General features: G+C 61.5%; 12 protein-coding genes. 9 read left to right on the top strand and 3 right to left on the bottom strand.

All coding sequences use genetic code 11. The features are described 5' to 3' along the window. Window positions 1–5: 5 nt before the first annotated feature. Window positions 6–647, bottom strand: a complete 642-nt coding sequence (locus tag ACQRA4_RS09055; protein WP_427822750.1) for a YigZ family protein — start codon at window positions 645–647, stop codon at window positions 6–8. A 587-nt stretch (window positions 648–1234) separates the two neighbouring features. Here ACQRA4_RS09055 and ACQRA4_RS09050 point away from each other — a divergent pair. The 9 genes from ACQRA4_RS09050 to proC all read left to right on the top strand — a co-directional run bounded on the left by ACQRA4_RS09050 (window position 1235) and on the right by proC (window position 11886). Continuing rightward, window positions 1235–2392: a glycosyltransferase gene (locus tag ACQRA4_RS09050; protein ID WP_427822749.1), complete on the top strand. Its 1158-nt coding sequence runs from the start codon at window positions 1235–1237 to the stop codon at window positions 2390–2392. Further along, on the top strand, window positions 2389–3678 hold the full coding sequence (locus tag ACQRA4_RS09045) for a lipopolysaccharide biosynthesis protein (protein WP_427822748.1): 1290 nt from the start codon (window positions 2389–2391) through the stop codon (window positions 3676–3678). The genes ACQRA4_RS09050 and ACQRA4_RS09045 overlap by 4 nt, the downstream gene beginning before the upstream one ends. Further along, window positions 3678–4559: a glycosyltransferase family 2 protein gene (locus ACQRA4_RS09040; RefSeq protein ID WP_427822747.1), complete on the top strand. Its 882-nt coding sequence runs from the start codon at window positions 3678–3680 to the stop codon at window positions 4557–4559. The genes ACQRA4_RS09045 and ACQRA4_RS09040 overlap by 1 nt, the downstream gene beginning before the upstream one ends. Further along, window positions 4556–6034: an O-antigen ligase family protein gene (locus ACQRA4_RS09035; RefSeq protein ID WP_427822746.1), complete on the top strand. Its 1479-nt coding sequence runs from the start codon at window positions 4556–4558 to the stop codon at window positions 6032–6034. Before ACQRA4_RS09040 ends, ACQRA4_RS09035 begins: the two co-directional genes overlap by 4 nt. Further along, window positions 6019–7158 (top strand): glycosyltransferase, encoded by a 1140-nt coding sequence (locus tag ACQRA4_RS09030; RefSeq protein WP_427822745.1) that lies wholly within the window; start codon window positions 6019–6021, stop codon window positions 7156–7158. Before ACQRA4_RS09035 ends, ACQRA4_RS09030 begins: the two co-directional genes overlap by 16 nt. 147 nt (window positions 7159–7305) lie before the next feature. Beyond that, window positions 7306–7809, top strand: a complete 504-nt coding sequence (locus ACQRA4_RS09025; RefSeq protein WP_427822744.1) for a rubrerythrin family protein — start codon at window positions 7306–7308, stop codon at window positions 7807–7809. Between the two features lie 522 nt (window positions 7810–8331). Then, window positions 8332–9657, top strand: a complete 1326-nt coding sequence (locus ACQRA4_RS09020) for a S41 family peptidase (RefSeq protein WP_427822743.1) — start codon at window positions 8332–8334, stop codon at window positions 9655–9657. Between the two features lie 67 nt (window positions 9658–9724). Beyond that, complete coding sequence (locus ACQRA4_RS09015; RefSeq protein ID WP_427822742.1) at window positions 9725–11017, top strand: divergent polysaccharide deacetylase family protein; 1293 nt, start codon at window positions 9725–9727, stop codon at window positions 11015–11017. A 65-nt stretch (window positions 11018–11082) separates the two neighbouring features. Beyond that, a complete protein-coding gene (gene proC, locus ACQRA4_RS09010) occupies window positions 11083–11886 on the top strand; it encodes a pyrroline-5-carboxylate reductase (RefSeq protein WP_427822741.1) in 804 nt (267 codons plus the stop codon). A 270-nt stretch (window positions 11887–12156) separates the two neighbouring features. Here the strand turns inward: proC and ACQRA4_RS09005 are convergent, their stop codons facing one another. After that, complete coding sequence (locus ACQRA4_RS09005) at window positions 12157–13752, bottom strand: (Fe-S)-binding protein (RefSeq protein WP_427822740.1); 1596 nt, start codon at window positions 13750–13752, stop codon at window positions 12157–12159. Between the two features lie 11 nt (window positions 13753–13763). Beyond that, a complete protein-coding gene (locus ACQRA4_RS09000; RefSeq protein ID WP_427822739.1) occupies window positions 13764–14702 on the bottom strand; it encodes a respiratory nitrate reductase subunit gamma in 939 nt (312 codons plus the stop codon). Between the last annotated feature and the right edge of the window lie 28 nt (window positions 14703–14730).

Genomic DNA, 14730 nt, shown 5'->3' with positions numbered 1-14730 from the left:
GGCTTTTATCCGGCGTCCGCGTCTGTTGCCAGCGCCCGGCAGAGCGCCGCGCCGTTGCTCGCGCCGGCCACGGCCCTGCAAAAAGACGCGGCCTGTTCTTCCGGCAGGCTGACGCGCAGCCTGGCTTCGGCCTGGTAGTCCTCGCCCTCAATTCTGGCTTCAAAGGCGGGCAGAAGACGGCGCAGCGCGTCCAGATGGGCGTAGCTCACAGTGCATTCCAGCCGAGACAGCGGCACTTGTTCGGCCAGGGCCAGGCCCGCCAGATTTTCGCGCACCGAGTCCTGATAGGCCCGCACCAGACCGCCGGTGCCCAGCTTGACGCCGCCGAACCAGCGCGTCACAACCACGCAGATTTCCCCGATGCCGCAGTGCAGCAGCACTTGCAACATGGGCCGCCCGGCCGTGCCGTGGGGCTCGCCGTCGTCGGAAGAGCCGATGCGGGCTGTGTGCCCCGGCGCGCCCGCCACATAGGCCCAGCAATTGTGGGTAGCGTCGGCGTTGGCTCGGCGGATGGACTCCACAAAGGCTCGCGCGGCTTCCGGGCCCGGCGTGTGGGCGCATTGGGCCAAAAAACGGCTGCGGCGGATGAGCAGCTCTGTGCAATGGGGGCGATCCGGCCCGGTGGCGGGGATGGGGTAACGCGCCATGACTATGCCCCGTTTTCCGCCGGACAGAACTGGCGAATGCGGGCCGCGGCGTCGGGCAATGCCGTCAGCGGCTCTTCCCGGCGGCCCGGCGTCGGCTTTGCGAGGTCAAATCCGGGCGACACGGCGCGGCCCGCCAGCGAAAAGGCGGAAGCGGGCGGCGCCGCCGCCGGGGAAATGCGCCCGGCGCTGCAAGGGGCGCGGCGGCAAAAGCCGCCTTCTGGAGGGGGAACAAGCGCGAAACGCGCGATCGGCTCTTCGGGCTTCATCAAACTTTAGTAGCCCGCAATGCCGCCAAGGGCAACGAGAAAATCAGGCAGGCCGCAAAGGGGAGCTACGGGCCGGCATATTGCAAAAATATTGAGAAATATGTATTAAGCGCTACGCGTTTGGCGCTGAGGAATGCCTTTATAAAGAGCTTCTGTTAGGTCAAAAGCGGCTTGAGACGGTGGCTGTCTTTTTAATCAGAGATTACTTTGCAACTGTGTTATTACTGTGAGTAAATTCCATATGACGGCACATTCTCTCTCTCTCTCTCTCTCTCTCTCTCTCTCTCTCTCTCTTAGCAGAATTTGCGCTATCGGGCGGGTATGCTGGTAATGCCCGCCGCTAACAGAATTTCAGGCATTCCAGATTCTCGCCAGAGAGAATCCATCCATGTCGTTCATGTAATGGAGTCTTTTGCCGCGGGTTGCCTTGCGGCGCTTGCGACCCTGTGCCATACGGTGCGGGACGGCATTCGGCATTCCGTTATCCACGCCTTGCGCCCGGAAAGCCCCGAGTCATTTGCAAAGCTTTTTCCCGGGGACGTGTCGTTTTATTTCCTTCCCATGACCAGGGCCATCCGGCCCGGGGCGGATCTGCGCGCCTTCGGGCGACTGTGCGGGATGCTCCGCTCCCTGCGGCCGGATGTGGTGCACTGTCATTCTTCCAAGGCGGGCTTTCTGGGGCGTTGGGCTGCCCGCTGGGCGGGGTTGCCGTCCGTATACACGCCGCACGGTTACGCTTTTTTGCGTACGGATGTGGGGCCGTTGCGCCGCGCCTGCTTCAAGTCGGCAGAGTGGCTTGCCGCCCGCGCCGGAACGGCCATTGTGGCCTGCGGAGAGGAGGAATACAAATTTTCCCGCCAGCTTGCGGGCCGGCATGATCCGGTCATTTGCATCCCCAACTCTCTGAACCTGGCCGAACTGGATGATTTGCGGCAGAGCATGCCTCTTTGTCGAACTCAGTCGGATCAGGTCGTGGTGGGAACCTGCGGCCGCCTGGAGGCGCAACGGAATCCGCGGCTTTTTTGCGCTCTGGCCCTGGCGCTGCAAAATCAGGCATTGTGGACCTGGATCGGCGCGTCACAGCATAACGCCATACTGCCGCCGGGAGTGGAATGCCCCGGCTGGCTCAGCCGGGGCGAGGCGCTGACGCGCCTCGCCGCTCTGGACATCTATGTGCAGACTTCTCTCTGGGATGGACTTTCCTATTCCGTTTTGGAGGCCATGGCTTTGGGCAAAGCCGTGGTGGCCACTGATATCCCCGCCAACCGCGCCATTGTTCAGCATGGCGTCACCGGTTTTCTGGGCGCGTCCGCGGAAGAGCTGATTGCCCATGTGCGGCGTCTCATACAGGATGCGGAGCTGCGCCGGCGGATGGGCGCGGCCGCGCGCCGTCGTGTGGAGGAGCGGCACGACGCCCGCAATGTCTATCGGGCCTACGCCAGCCTTTACCGTACGCTGTGCGGGGGAAAAGGCTTGTGACGCGTTGCTCCGGCCGCCTGCGCGGCCTTTTTCGCCCTCACCTCGCCACGTTTGTTTCATTCGGCGCCATTCAGACCGCGCAACTGTTGCTGCCCCTGCTGGCCTTGCCCTGGCTTGCCCGTGTTTTGGGGCCAGATGCTTTCGGCCTGCTTATGTATATGAGTCTGGTTTCCGTGATCATCGGCCTGGTTATGGATTGGGGCTTTACCCTGGGAGCCGTGCGCGAAGCCGCCGCATGCCGTGGACGGGAGGGCGCGCTGTCCGCGCTTCTGGGGCAGGTGCTTTCAGCAAAGATTCTGCTGAGTTCGGGCTGCCTGCTGGGCAGTCTGGCCCTGCTGCCCCTGCTGCCGCATGCGGCGGCCCATCCCGGCGCCTATGCGCTGGCCGTCATGGCCGGACTCGCCAGAGGGCTTAATCCGACATGGTTTTTTCAGGGCATCGGGCGCGCCATGCGCCGCATGGCGTGCTGGGACGTGTGCAGCAGCGCCCTCGTGCTGCTTCTGGCATTCGCCTGTGTGCGCGCCGCTGACGACTGGCCGCGCTATCTTTTGCTGACGGCATGTTGCAAGGGTTTCGCCTATCTCTGGCTGACGGCCCGGCTGGCTGGGCGCTATCGGGTTTTGCCCACGCTGGGCGGGGGCTGGCGCGCTCTCGCGCGGACAAGAATGCTTTTTGCCGGCACGCTGGCATCCCTGGTCTACAATAACGGGGCCCAGCTGCTGCTCGGTTTTTTCCTTCCCCCCGCGCAAATGGGCATGCTTGTGGCGGCGGATAAGATCGTCCGCGCCGTGGTCAGCGTCAGCAATCCCGTAACGCAGACGCTTTTTCCTGAAATCTGCGCCCTGCGCGGCGCGCAGCCGGGTCGGGCGGCCAGCATGCTGCGCTGGTCTCTGGGAGGGACGGCGGCGGTCATGCTCTGCGCCACAGCCGCGGTCTGGTTCGCCGCGCCGTGGCTCATCCGCCTGGCTTTGGGGGCCGCCTATGCCGAGGCGACGCCCATACTCAGGATCATGGCTTTTCTTGCGCCTGTCCTGGCCTGCAACATGGTGCTGGGCACACAGACGCTGGTGGCTTTTGGCAAGGAGAGGGCTTTGATTGCGACTCAGGCCGTCATGTGCGTTCTGAGCCTGCCGATGGCCGCGATTCTGGCTTATGTTTGGGGGGTGGAGGGCGGAGCCTGCTTGTCCCTGCTGGTGGAGAGCGGCATCTTTGGGGGGCTCTCCTGGAGCGTGCTGCGTTTTTGCCCCATAGCCTTTTTTGCCCCTGCCACAAAAGGAGCGCGCTAATGGGCTGGGCGGTGAGCGTCATTGTGCCGTTTTATAATGCGGAACGCTGGCTGGGGCGCTGTATTGAGTCGCTGCTGGGCCAGCATTTGCGCGAGCTGGAAATTATTCTGGCGGACGACGCCTCTGTGGACGCCTCGCCGGATATCGCCAGAAACTATGCCGGGCGCTGGCCTGAGCGCATCCGCTATCTGCGGCGGGAGCGGAACCGGGGCCCGGGCGCGGCCCGCAACGCCGGCATGACCCTGGCGCGCGGCGAGTATGTGGGTTTTGTGGATGCCGATGACATGGCGGAACCGGAGATGTTTTCAAGCCTGTATGCGGCGGCGCGCCAATCCGGGGCGGCGGTGGCCGTTTGCGGCATGCGGGTGTCGTATGCCGGGGGAACACATGACTGCCTGCCGGAAGGCGTCAGAACATCACATGATTTGCTGCATAAGAGTGAAGTATTGTCCCCGCCCTGGAATAAGCTTTACCTGCGGTCATTTCTGGTGGGCAACGGCATAACCTTTCCCGTGTCGCGCATGGCTGAGGATATGGCGTTCGCCTTCAAGGCCATGACATGTTCGCCAGATATAGTCTGTGTAAACAGACCACTATATTCATATATCAAGAATAAAGGCAGCGTGACGCTCGATATGTCCAGACGGACAGACGCGCTGCTCAGCATGGCGGATTTGAAAAGTTATTTGCGGCGACATGGAAAATTTGAAACATACAAATGGTATTACAATAAATCTGTTCTTCTTCATCTTTTCTATTATCCGGCCTGCCTTTTATTCATCGATGGGTTGATCAAGGGGAGCAACCGCTGGCAAACATTGCGCCAAGCCCCACGATACTTTTGCAATCTGCTGAAATTTTTGCTTGGACGGCCCCTATGAAGAATATTTTTGCGGGTTCATGGCCCTTGCACATATTCGCTTTCTTGCTGATTCCGCTGTCTTGCTGGCAAGTATGGGTTTTCCCCTCCATCCCCAATTATTACGCCCAGCATTTTTTGCTGTATCCTTGTCTTGTTTTTATGCTCTGGGCCTGGAAAAAGGGGCTCTGGACGCCGCCTGAAGCCTGGCGCCTGGCGCGTCCGTTTTTGCCCTGGCTGATAGCGCTTTTTGCCGTGCAGACGCTGGCGGACTGGCGCAGCGCACGGCTTTTTCTGCCGGAAGACGCCCCACTGGGGCGAGCTGTCCTTTTCGACCTGATCAGGTTGGGCGCGCAACTGCCTTTTGCGCTCTTTTTCGCTCTGCTCTGCCGGGTGGCGCTGCGAGAGGAAAAAAGCCGCCGCTGTCTGCTGCGAGGGGCGATCTGGGCTTTTGGCCTTCTGGCCTTCTGGTGCGCCGTGCAGGCCGTCTACATCTATACTACGCCCAGCGAGAACTGGACGTATCTTTGCGACCAGCAGATTGAGCATCCTGTGGCGCGGGCGACCGCCGGCCGCCTTCTCTTCCTTTTCTCGCCCTTGCTCGAAGCGCGCTGGGAAAATGCTTTTTATGATTTTTACAGTCAGGGCGCGTATGCGTTGACGCTGCCCCGTTTCAACGGTTTTTTTGAGGAGGCGTCAGCTCTGGCCGCGATGGTGGGCGTGTTTTTTGCGCCTCTGGCCTTCGGGCTGCTCGGTCTGAGCTCAAGGCGCAACTTCAGGCTGGCCGGCGGCGTCATGCTGCTTTGCTGTTTCGTCATCCTGCTGTTTTGCCGTTCCAGAACAGGATGGTTGCTGGCCCTGGCGGGCCTGCTTCTGATCCTCTGGGCAATATTGCGCCGCCAATGGGGTGCGCGCGCGGCCCTGATGGCCGCCGGGCTCATGCTTGTCTGCCTCTGGGCGGCGCTGCTTGCGGGCCAGAGCCAGCCGGAGTTTCGCCAGCGGCTCGCGAAGATGGGCAAACTGCCGCGCATGGTCTGCCTGTTGGATACAGTGGACATGATCAAGGCGCATCCCTTATTGGGCGTGGGCCGCAACTGGTACTTCGCCCATTTGCATAACGGAGAACGCTATCTGGCGCACCTGTCCAACCCGGAATTGCGCTTCTGGAAAGAGCAGGGCAGCGGCGGCGAACTCTCGGCCCTGCCGGCGCTGGCTGCCCAGTATGGGCTGCCGCTGACCCTGCTGGCCCTCGGGTTCGTGGGGCGGGTATGCTGGCGCTTGCGGCGCATGCGCCGCGCCAGGCCGGACAGCGCGCTTCTGGCCTTTATGGTTCCGGCCAGCGTTGCCTGGCTGGTTCTGGGCCTGACAGTCTCCCTTGGTTCCGTGGATATCCGCAATCCCTTGTTTTGTCTGCCGTTTTTTTGTTTTTACGCCGTTTCTCAAGGGGTAGGTCTGGAAGAATCGCTGGAGGGGGGCGCGACATGCCGCGCTGCCTGATCATCATGCACAGTGTGGGCGGCGGCGCTGAAAAAGTTGCGCTGGATCTGGCGCGGCGGCTGGACGCGCGGCGCTTTCAGGTGATTCTTTGCTGCACGCGCCACCTGCCGTCGCTTGCCGGGCAGGTTCCTCCCGCTCTTTCTTTTTCCATGCCGGAGCGCGGCGGCCTCATGGCCGCCTTGCGTCATGCCGCGCGAATCAGAAATCTGGTTCGCGCCAGTGACGTGGTTCTGGGCAGTCTGGAACTGCAAAGCATATTCTGGGCCGGGCTGTCGGCCCCGGGTCGGGCTGTGGGCTGGCTGCACAAGGATGTGGGCGGCTATCTCGCGCGCAAAGGCAAATTCTACCGCCGGCTTTACGGCGGCATGCTGGGTTGGGCCTTGCGCCGCTGTCACAGCGTGGTCTGCGTCAGCCGGGGCATTCTGGAATCTTCGGCAAAACTCTGGCCGGACTTGCGCCCGCGTTTGCGGGTGCTCTGGAACCCGCTGGACGCGGCGGCCATTCAGCGGCAGGCCCTGGCGCCGCTGCCTGAGAGTCTGAACGATTGTTTTCGCAAGCCGGTTGTTCTGGGGGTGGGCAGACTGGAAAGGCAAAAGGCCTTTGAATTGCTGATAGAGGCGCACGCCATCCTGAAGAGACGCGGGGTGGAACATAATCTCTGCATTGCGGGCGAAGGCTCGCAAAGGGCCTTTCTGGAGGGCCTTGGGCGGCATTACGGGGTCAGTGAAAGCCTTTTTCTGCCGGGTTTTCTGAACCCGTATCCGCTTATGGCGCGCGCCGCGGCATTGGCCGCCAGCTCTGTCTTTGAAGGCCTGCCGCTGGTTCTGGTCGAAGCGTTGAGCCTTGGCCTGCCTGTGGTTTCCACCAATTGCCCCAGCGGGCCCGGTGAACTGCTGGAGCAGGGGCGTTACGGCACACTGACGCCTGTGGGCGATGCGGCGGCGCTGGCTGACGCCCTGCAGGCGGCGCTGCTCCAGCCGCCCGACAGCGCGGCCCGCGAGGCTGGCCAGCGCCGCGCGGCGGACTTTGCGCCCGACCGGACTGTGGACGCCTGGCAAAAGCTGCTGGAGGAAGCGGCGGGCCGGGGAGGCTGTGGCGGAAAAAAGAAAAATTATTATAATTAAATATTACAATATGTTATTGTGGTGTTGAGGGCCTGCCTCCGACAAATGCGCAAAAAAAGCTTTACAAGAGCGACGGCTTTTTATAAATAGGAATTGTTCCTGCTAATGGAAACAACAAAACTTTACATACGCTAAAAGGAGAGTCCCATGAGCAAGACCCAGGAAAATCTGATGGCCGCCTTTGCCGGCGAGTCCCAGGCCAATCGCAAATACCTCGCTTTCGCCCAGGTGGCCGACAAGGAGGGCCTGCCGCAGGTCGCCAAGCTGTTCCGCGCCGCCGCCGCCGCCGAGACCATTCATGCCCATGCGCACCTGAGAAACGCCGGCAAGGTCGGCGACACCGCCGCGAACCTCCAGGCCGCCCTGGAAGGCGAAACCTATGAATTTACCAAGATGTATCCCGAAATGATCAAGGAAGCCCAGGCGGAAGGCCAGACCGCCGTGGCCAAATACTTCGACTTTGCCAACAAGGTGGAGGAAGTGCACGCCAATCTGTACAAGAAGGCGATTGCCAATCCTTCCGGTCTTGCCAATGTGGATTACTATGTCTGCAAGATCTGCGGCTACACCCACGAAGGCCCCTGTGATTCCTGCCCCGTGTGCGGCGCCGGCGCGGCTTCTTTCTTCAAGGTGGAAGACTGCTGCAAGTAGCCCGGGCCGCATCCGGCCATGCCGCCTTGGGTGGCGTAAGGGCGGGTTGCGACTGATTTTCGCGTCTTTCGTCAAGCCGCGCAAGCGGCTTAGACGGCGCAAACACCGCAAAGCGGGGTTTGCCAATAGTCTGAGGGGCCGCCGCAAGGCGGCCCCTTTCTTTGTCTCTGGCGCAGCCCGCGCCCTGGTGGCGGCGACGCCTTCGGCATTGCATTTTGGGCTGAAAAGAGGCAGTATCCGCTTGGTGTTTTCGCAGCCAGCGGTCTTTCGGCGCAACAAAATCGAAGCGGCGCTGACGCTGAAACGGCGTTTCAGCCAAAATCGGTCGCATCCCCGATTTGACGCAAGCGCGTTCCCGTGGCTGCCATATGGCGGCGTCGTTCAGCGCCGCCGGAACGGCGCGCGTGTTTCGCGGGCTGTCCGGTTCGGCATCAATCATTGCGCGGGCGTTCGTTCGCTTGCCGCTTCCCGTTTTCCGCTTCAGGAGGGCGGGCATATGCATATCGCCGTGGAGGCTTTTTTATGCGTTTTCTTGTCCGCTTCTGCATGTTTGCGCTTCTTCTGGTTCTGTGCGGCCCGAGCGCGGTTCAGACCGCCGACGCGGCGGCCAAAAAAGAACCCGCCAAGGAAGCCCCCAACAAATATGAGGCCTTGAAGCGTTTCAGCCAGGTGCTTGACCTGGTGGAACGCTACTATGTGAAGGATGTGACCCAGACGGACCTGATCAACGGAGCCGTCAAGGGCATGCTGCAGGGGCTCGACCCGCACTCCACCTTCATGAACACGGAAGAATACAAGGAAATGCAGGAAACCACCTCCGGCGAATTTTTCGGGGTGGGCATTGAAATTTCCATGGAAAACGGCCAGGTCGTGGTGGTGACGCCCATTGAAGACACGCCGGCTTTCCGCGCGGGTCTTCAGTCCGGCGACGTGATTCTGTCCATCAACGGGCAACCCACGCAGGAACTTTCGCTGCAGGAGGTCGTCTCGCGCATCAGGGGGGCCAAGGGCACGGAAGTGGAGCTGACCATCCTGCACAGCGACGCCAAAACCCCGCAGACCGTGCGTATTGTGCGCGACGCCATACCCCTGATCAGCGTCAAGTCCAAAAAGCTGGAAGACGGCTGCTACTGGGTACGCCTGACCCGTTTCTCTGAACGCACCACCGAGGAACTCAGGGACGCGCTCAAGGCCGCGGAAAAGGAAAGCAAGGCCGCGGGCGGCCTCAAGGGCATTGTGCTGGACCTGCGCAACAATCCCGGCGGACTGCTTGACCAGGCGGTCAGCGTGTCCGACATTTTCCTGCGACAGGGTGTGATTGTTTCCATCAAGGGCCGCCGCGACAATACGGATCGCGTCTATGAAGCCAGAAGACAGGCCGATGATGTGCGCGTGCCCATGGTGGTGCTGGTCAACGCCGGTTCGGCCTCCGCCTCGGAAATTGTGGCCGGCGCGCTGCGCGACCAGAAGCGCGCCCTGATTCTGGGCGAGCGCTCTTTCGGCAAGGGTTCGGTGCAGAACATTATTCCGCTGTCCGACGGTTCCGGCCTCAAGCTGACGGTGGCCCTGTACTATACGCCCAACGGCAGTTCCATTCAGGCCGAAGGCATCGTGCCCGACCTGGAGGTGCCCTTTGAAGCGCCGCGCACTGAAGACAAGGACAACCCGCGTTTCCTGCTGCGCGAGCAGGATCTCAACCGGCATCTTGAAAACGGCAAGGACAGGAAGGCCGGCCAGGGCAAGGGCAAAAAAGATGAAGCCAAGGAGCAACTGGCCCGCGATAATCAGTTGCGCATGGCTCTTCAGGTGGTGAAAAGCCTGCCCAGAATGCGGGAGATTGAGAATTAGAATCAGGCGGCGGCGTTGTTTTCGCCCTCGTGTCTGGGGATGAAAAGCGCCGGCGGCATGACCCAGCGTGGATAATAAAAAAAGAGACGGAGGCCCCCTGACCGCCCCTTGCGGGGAAGGCAGGGGGCCGCGCGCTTCCAGCCGTCTGGGGCTGGCTGGTTTGGTCTGGTTGTTGTGCGCTCTGTTTTTTTCGCTCTGGTGGGGAGAGGGGGGCAACGCGCCGCATGTCGCTGAACAAGGCGGCCCCGTCGTTTCCGGCCTCCGGCCTGACGCGGCCGGCCGCCAGGCGGCGTCAGCGGAAGAGAGGGAAGCCCGCCCTGCATGGGCCGCGCTGCATGCCCTGGTCAGCCAAACGCTGCCGCGGGCTTTGCCGTTCGCGCACTGGCAGTGTGAGGATGAAGCCTCGGGGGCGGGCGGCGCGCGCCGTTACCGGATCACAGGGCCTTGCGCGCCCTTGCGCCTGGCTGTGGCCTTGCTGGAAAAGCTGCGCCCCGCCGCTTCCCTGGATTCCGCCCCGCTGCCCGGCGTCGGGGGGAATACGGCGCGCCCGCGTCTGTCCTGGACCGATGAGGGCGTGCTGGAAATGCGCCTCAACGGACGGTTGAGCCACAGTTTTCACTTTCCCGGAAGAGAGCGGGAGCTGGCCGACCTGGCCCGGCCCATGCCCGCGGCCGCGCTGATTCTGGTCATGGATGACCTGGGCCGGAGGCTGGAAGATGCCGAAGCCCTGGCGGCTCTGCCTTTTCCCGTGGCTCTGGCCGTCTGGCCGCTGGCGCCCAAAAGCGGCGCGACAGCGGCTCTGGCCGGGCAGATGGCTTTGGATTGCCTGGTGCATCTGCCCATGGAGCCTTTGCCGCGCGCCGACGGCTCACGCCCCGCGCCCGGGCCGGGCGCGCTGTTGACAAATATGAGCACGCGGGCTTTGGCCGCCGTACTGGAACCCGCCCTGGCCGCCGCGCCGACGGCGCTGGGGCTGAATAACCATATGGGCTCCGCTTTTACGGGCAGCGCCGCCGCCAGTCGCCGGCTCTGCGCGCAACTGGCGGGGCGCGGCCTTGCTGTTCTGGACAGTCTGACCCAGCCCCATTCCCGCCTGGCGGAAGAGGCACGCGCCGCCGGTCTGGTCAGCCTAAGCCGGACGGTTTTTCTGGATACGCGCCGGAAAACTTCCGCCATTCTTGCCGCTCTGGATGCGGCGGCGGCCAGGGCGCGCTCCGGCGGTTTCGCCGTGGCCATCGGCCATCCCTACCCGGAAACCTTCAGCGCCTTGCGCCGCTGGCAGGACAAGACTGGCGTGGCGGTCATCCCCCTGCGCCGTCTGCTCTGGCACCTTGCGCAACGCCAGGGCGATGCGGGGTAAAGTTGCGGACCGCCGCCGTGAAGCCGCCTTTTTCATCAATAAACCTGAAATACGGGAGTGTTGTCGTGAAGATCACCACAATAGGCTGCGTGGGCTGCGGCCATATGGGCGGGGCCATTCTCGCCGGCCTGGCTGACAGCCTGCGTGAAGGCTATGCGTTCTGCGGCTGTAACCGCACGCCTGAGCGCATGAGACCTCTTCTGGAAAAGGGCGTGACGGCCAGGGCTGATGCCTGTGCCGTGGCGGAGGATTCGCAAATTGTCATTCTGGCGGTCAAACCCTATCAGGCCGCTGCCGTGCTGGCGGAGATGCGCCCGAAGCTCGGCGCTGACAAGGTGCTGCTGTCTGTGGCGGCGGGCGTCAGCCTGAAAAGCCTGCGCGAGGCCGTCGGAGACAGATGCGCGGTGGCGCGTTGCATGCCCAATACCCCGGCTCTGGTGGGCAAGGGCGTCTTCGCCTTTTCCTTTGAGGAGGCCATGCCGCCGGAACGCAAAAAAGCGCTGATGGAACTTTTCGGAGCGCTGGGCCTTTGCCTGGAACTGCCCGAAGCGCGCTTTACCGCCTTTTCAGCTCTGATCGGCGCGGGCCCGGCCTATGTTTTTGAAATGATGCAAGGGCTGGTGCAGGCTGGCGTCACTCTGGGGTTTCAGCATAAGGAGGCCCGCCGCATGGTGGCCGCGCTTTTTGCCGGTTCGGCGCGCATGGCCGAGCTGAATCCCGCGCCGCTGATGCAGTTGCGCGATGAGGTCTGCTCGCCCGGCGGTCTGACCATCGCCGGTGTCAACCAGCTGGACCGCGCGGGCTTGCCGGGCCTGCTGGTGGATGCCGTGCTGGCCGCCGACGCGCGCGGCCGGGAAATGGAAAGCTGAATCACCGTAAATCTGACCGTGGCCCAGAGTCCACTTGCAAAAGTGGACTCTACAAAATCCGTAAGGATTTCGCGGCGGCGCGGCCGCCGTGAGTAAGCGAAAAAACACGTTTTTTCGCGAACGATCCCGCAAAGATTCTGTGCAGAATTCTGCACAGAATTTTTGCAATTAGACATTAGGGAATCCGGGGCGCGAAAACGGCCGTAAAAAGAGCGAGAAAAGGGGGGCTTGCGCCCCCCTTGAAGTCGGTTTGCCAGCCTGCCGCGCGGGCTACTCTTCGTCGCCTTCCCACTTGATAAAGCCGGGATTCGTATTGGCCATGGCGTTGACGATAAGTTCCACCAGGCCGCCGTATGCGAAGCTGTTTTTGGAGTACAGGTCATTGTGCTCCAGCAGTTCGCGGATCTGGCCCTTGCAGTTGGAGCAGGGAGCGCAGATGTATTTCTTGGTTTCGGGGCCGAGGCAGTCCTTGAAGGCTTCGCCGATCTGCCACATCTTTTTGCGCCCGGAGATATTGCCGCGCCATTCGTCGATATTGTTGCGGGTCATGATGGCGAAGCCGGAACCGCCGCCGCAGCAGTAGTTGTCTACGCCGTGGCAAGGCATTTCGCGGAACAGGGGCGCAATCTTGTGCAGAATCTCGCGCTGCGGCTGCACAATGCCCATCAGGCGCACCGCGTTGCACGGGTCGTGCAGGGTTACGGGGAAGTTGTTGCGCGCGGGATCAAGCTTGAGGCGACCGGACATGACGATATCACGCAGGGTCACATAGCAGGATTCGCGCGGCACCTGATATTCAAAGGGAATCACGCGGTCGGCGATGACGGTGAGCGCCTTGTGGGCATGCCCGCATTCACCGATGACAATTTTTTTGACGCCCAGTTCCTTGGCGGCCATCATGTGCTGCAAGGCAATGCGCGCGGTCTGGGCGTCGTCGTAGAACACGCCGTAGTTTACGCCGTCATAGGCCACGGCCTTGCTGGACAGGGTCCAGGACAGGCCGGCCTCCTGAAAGATCAGGGAGAAGGCGGCGATGTTTTCAGGCCAGGCCATGACTTCGCCGGCATTGTGCAGCAGCATGATATCCGCGCCCTTCACGTCGAAAGGCGTGTGGATGCCCACACCGGTGATTTCGGAATAATCCTCGTCGATGAACTCCACGTTTTCCTTGACCACTTCAGGGGTCATGCCGGTGGAAGAGCCCACCTTCATCTGATTGACGGTGCCCTTTTCGTGCAGTTCGCGGGGGTAGATGCCCAGCTCCTGGCTGAACAGCTTGCGTATTTCACGGGCGATGAGGCCGTTGTCCACGCCGATGGGGCATGTCTGGGCGCAACGGCGGCAGAGGTTGCAGCGATAGGCCAGTTCGCCCAGGCGGGCCACCGTTTTCCAGTTCAGGCCCATGTCGCCGTAACGCCATTTGGCGAAGGGCTCTTTTTTTACATACTGCTTGTAGATGCGGCGAAAGATTTCAGAGCGGAAATTGGGCCGGTACATCTCGTTTTCGCCGGACATTTCAAAAAGATGACAGGCGGCGGAACAGGAGTTGCACTGCACGCAGTTGTCCATGCTGGTTTCCAGCATGGGCAGGAAGGTCCAGTTGTTTTCCTTGGAGAAGAGCTTGCGCATGCCGTTGAGGAACTTGTTGACCAGTTCCTCTTCTTCCTGACGATTTTTGGGTTTGGGAATATTCAGCACGCACACGTCGTCCAGAATACAGGCCGTGTTTTCCTTCTGCTCGTCGGTGAAGGGCTTCCAGGGCATGGCCTTCACGTCCAGGCTGAGTTGGGGAAGGGTATTGGGATCAATGCTGACCATCTGTCCTTCGACAGTGGAAACATCGCTCAAACGCAGATTATCTTTCATTTCGGAACTCCCTAGTCTTCTTTCTTGGGGGCTGCGGGATTGGTGGTGGCCACATCCACCCAGGTCTTGGGGCTGCCGTCGCCGGCGATATGGTCCGCGGACCAGGTTACGTTGTACTTGAGCATTTCGCCGATCTTCTGCTTGTTCTTGGCGTTATAGTTGGTGGGTTCGTCGCCCCAGCGAATGTCGTGGTACATGAAGTATTTCATGATCAGATGCCCCATGTTGGTCACGGGAATCCATATGAGCAGGAAAAAGCCCACCAGCAGGTTCAGCGTGAAGAAGGCGCTGGGCAAAGGCTGGAAGGTGAAGGTGAACAGGTTGTGAATGAAGGTGCGGGCCAGCTCGAAATACGAGGGATTAAAGGCCCAGGCCGCCAGGCTCAGCAGGCCGAAAAGCACGAACGCGCCCAGGTTGAGATAGTGCTCGGGGGTGGTGTATTTTTTCAGGCCCTCGTCGCTGCGGCGACGCTGTATCAGGGCAATGCCGCCGCCCACGATGCAGAACGCGCCCAGCAGCACCACGGCGCTGATCACATTGCTCACGAAGGTCATGAAGCCGCCTTGCGGGTCCATGCCGAGCATCTGGGCAAGAACGGCCAGAATCACGATAATGGTGCCGCCCATGAGCATGTACATGCCCACATGGAAGGGATAGGTGCGCAGCCAGAGCTTGGGATTATGCTCAAGGGTGGCGTGCAGGCAGAGCACTTCCACCAGAATGCCCTTGATGTCGCCCCAGTGTGAAATGTGGCGGGGTCTGGTCCACCATTCCTTTTCCTCCATGAAGCTGCCGCCGTACGCGGCCTTCTTGCCTTCATGGGGCACGGGGTAGAGTTCCCAGCGCACATGCAGGGGGCTGGCCGCCATGTACGACTTGATTTTCAGGTAGGCCAGGCAGATGAAGCCGACTACCGCCAGGTAGCCCAAAATGTAGAACAGAGTGGTCATGCGTTTTCTCCCGTAAGTCAAGATGCCG

Source organism: Desulfovibrio sp. SGI.169, assembly GCF_050313595.1.
GTDB lineage: Bacteria > Desulfobacterota > Desulfovibrionia > Desulfovibrionales > Desulfovibrionaceae > Desulfovibrio.
This window is presented reverse-complemented; position numbering and strand designations above follow the sequence as displayed.

What these genes read in the sequence shown, in the direction of transcription:
- ACQRA4_RS09055 (WP_427822750.1), bottom strand. Translation starts at nt 647, where the DNA reads ATGGCGCGTTACCCCATCCCCGCCACCGGGCCGGATCGCCCCCATTGC.
- ACQRA4_RS09050 (WP_427822749.1), top strand. Translation starts at nt 1,235, where the DNA reads ATGCTGGTAATGCCCGCCGCTAACAGAATTTCAGGCATTCCAGATTCT.
- ACQRA4_RS09040 (WP_427822747.1), top strand. Translation starts at nt 3,678, where the DNA reads ATGGGCTGGGCGGTGAGCGTCATTGTGCCGTTTTATAATGCGGAACGC.
- ACQRA4_RS09035 (WP_427822746.1), top strand. Translation starts at nt 4,556, where the DNA reads ATGAAGAATATTTTTGCGGGTTCATGGCCCTTGCACATATTCGCTTTC.
- ACQRA4_RS09030 (WP_427822745.1), top strand. Translation starts at nt 6,019, where the DNA reads ATGCCGCGCTGCCTGATCATCATGCACAGTGTGGGCGGCGGCGCTGAA.
- ACQRA4_RS09025 (WP_427822744.1), top strand. Translation starts at nt 7,306, where the DNA reads ATGAGCAAGACCCAGGAAAATCTGATGGCCGCCTTTGCCGGCGAGTCC.
- ACQRA4_RS09020 (WP_427822743.1), top strand. Translation starts at nt 8,332, where the DNA reads ATGCGTTTTCTTGTCCGCTTCTGCATGTTTGCGCTTCTTCTGGTTCTG.
- ACQRA4_RS09005 (WP_427822740.1), bottom strand. Translation starts at nt 13,752, where the DNA reads ATGAAAGATAATCTGCGTTTGAGCGATGTTTCCACTGTCGAAGGACAG.
- ACQRA4_RS09000 (WP_427822739.1), bottom strand. Translation starts at nt 14,702, where the DNA reads ATGACCACTCTGTTCTACATTTTGGGCTACCTGGCGGTAGTCGGCTTC.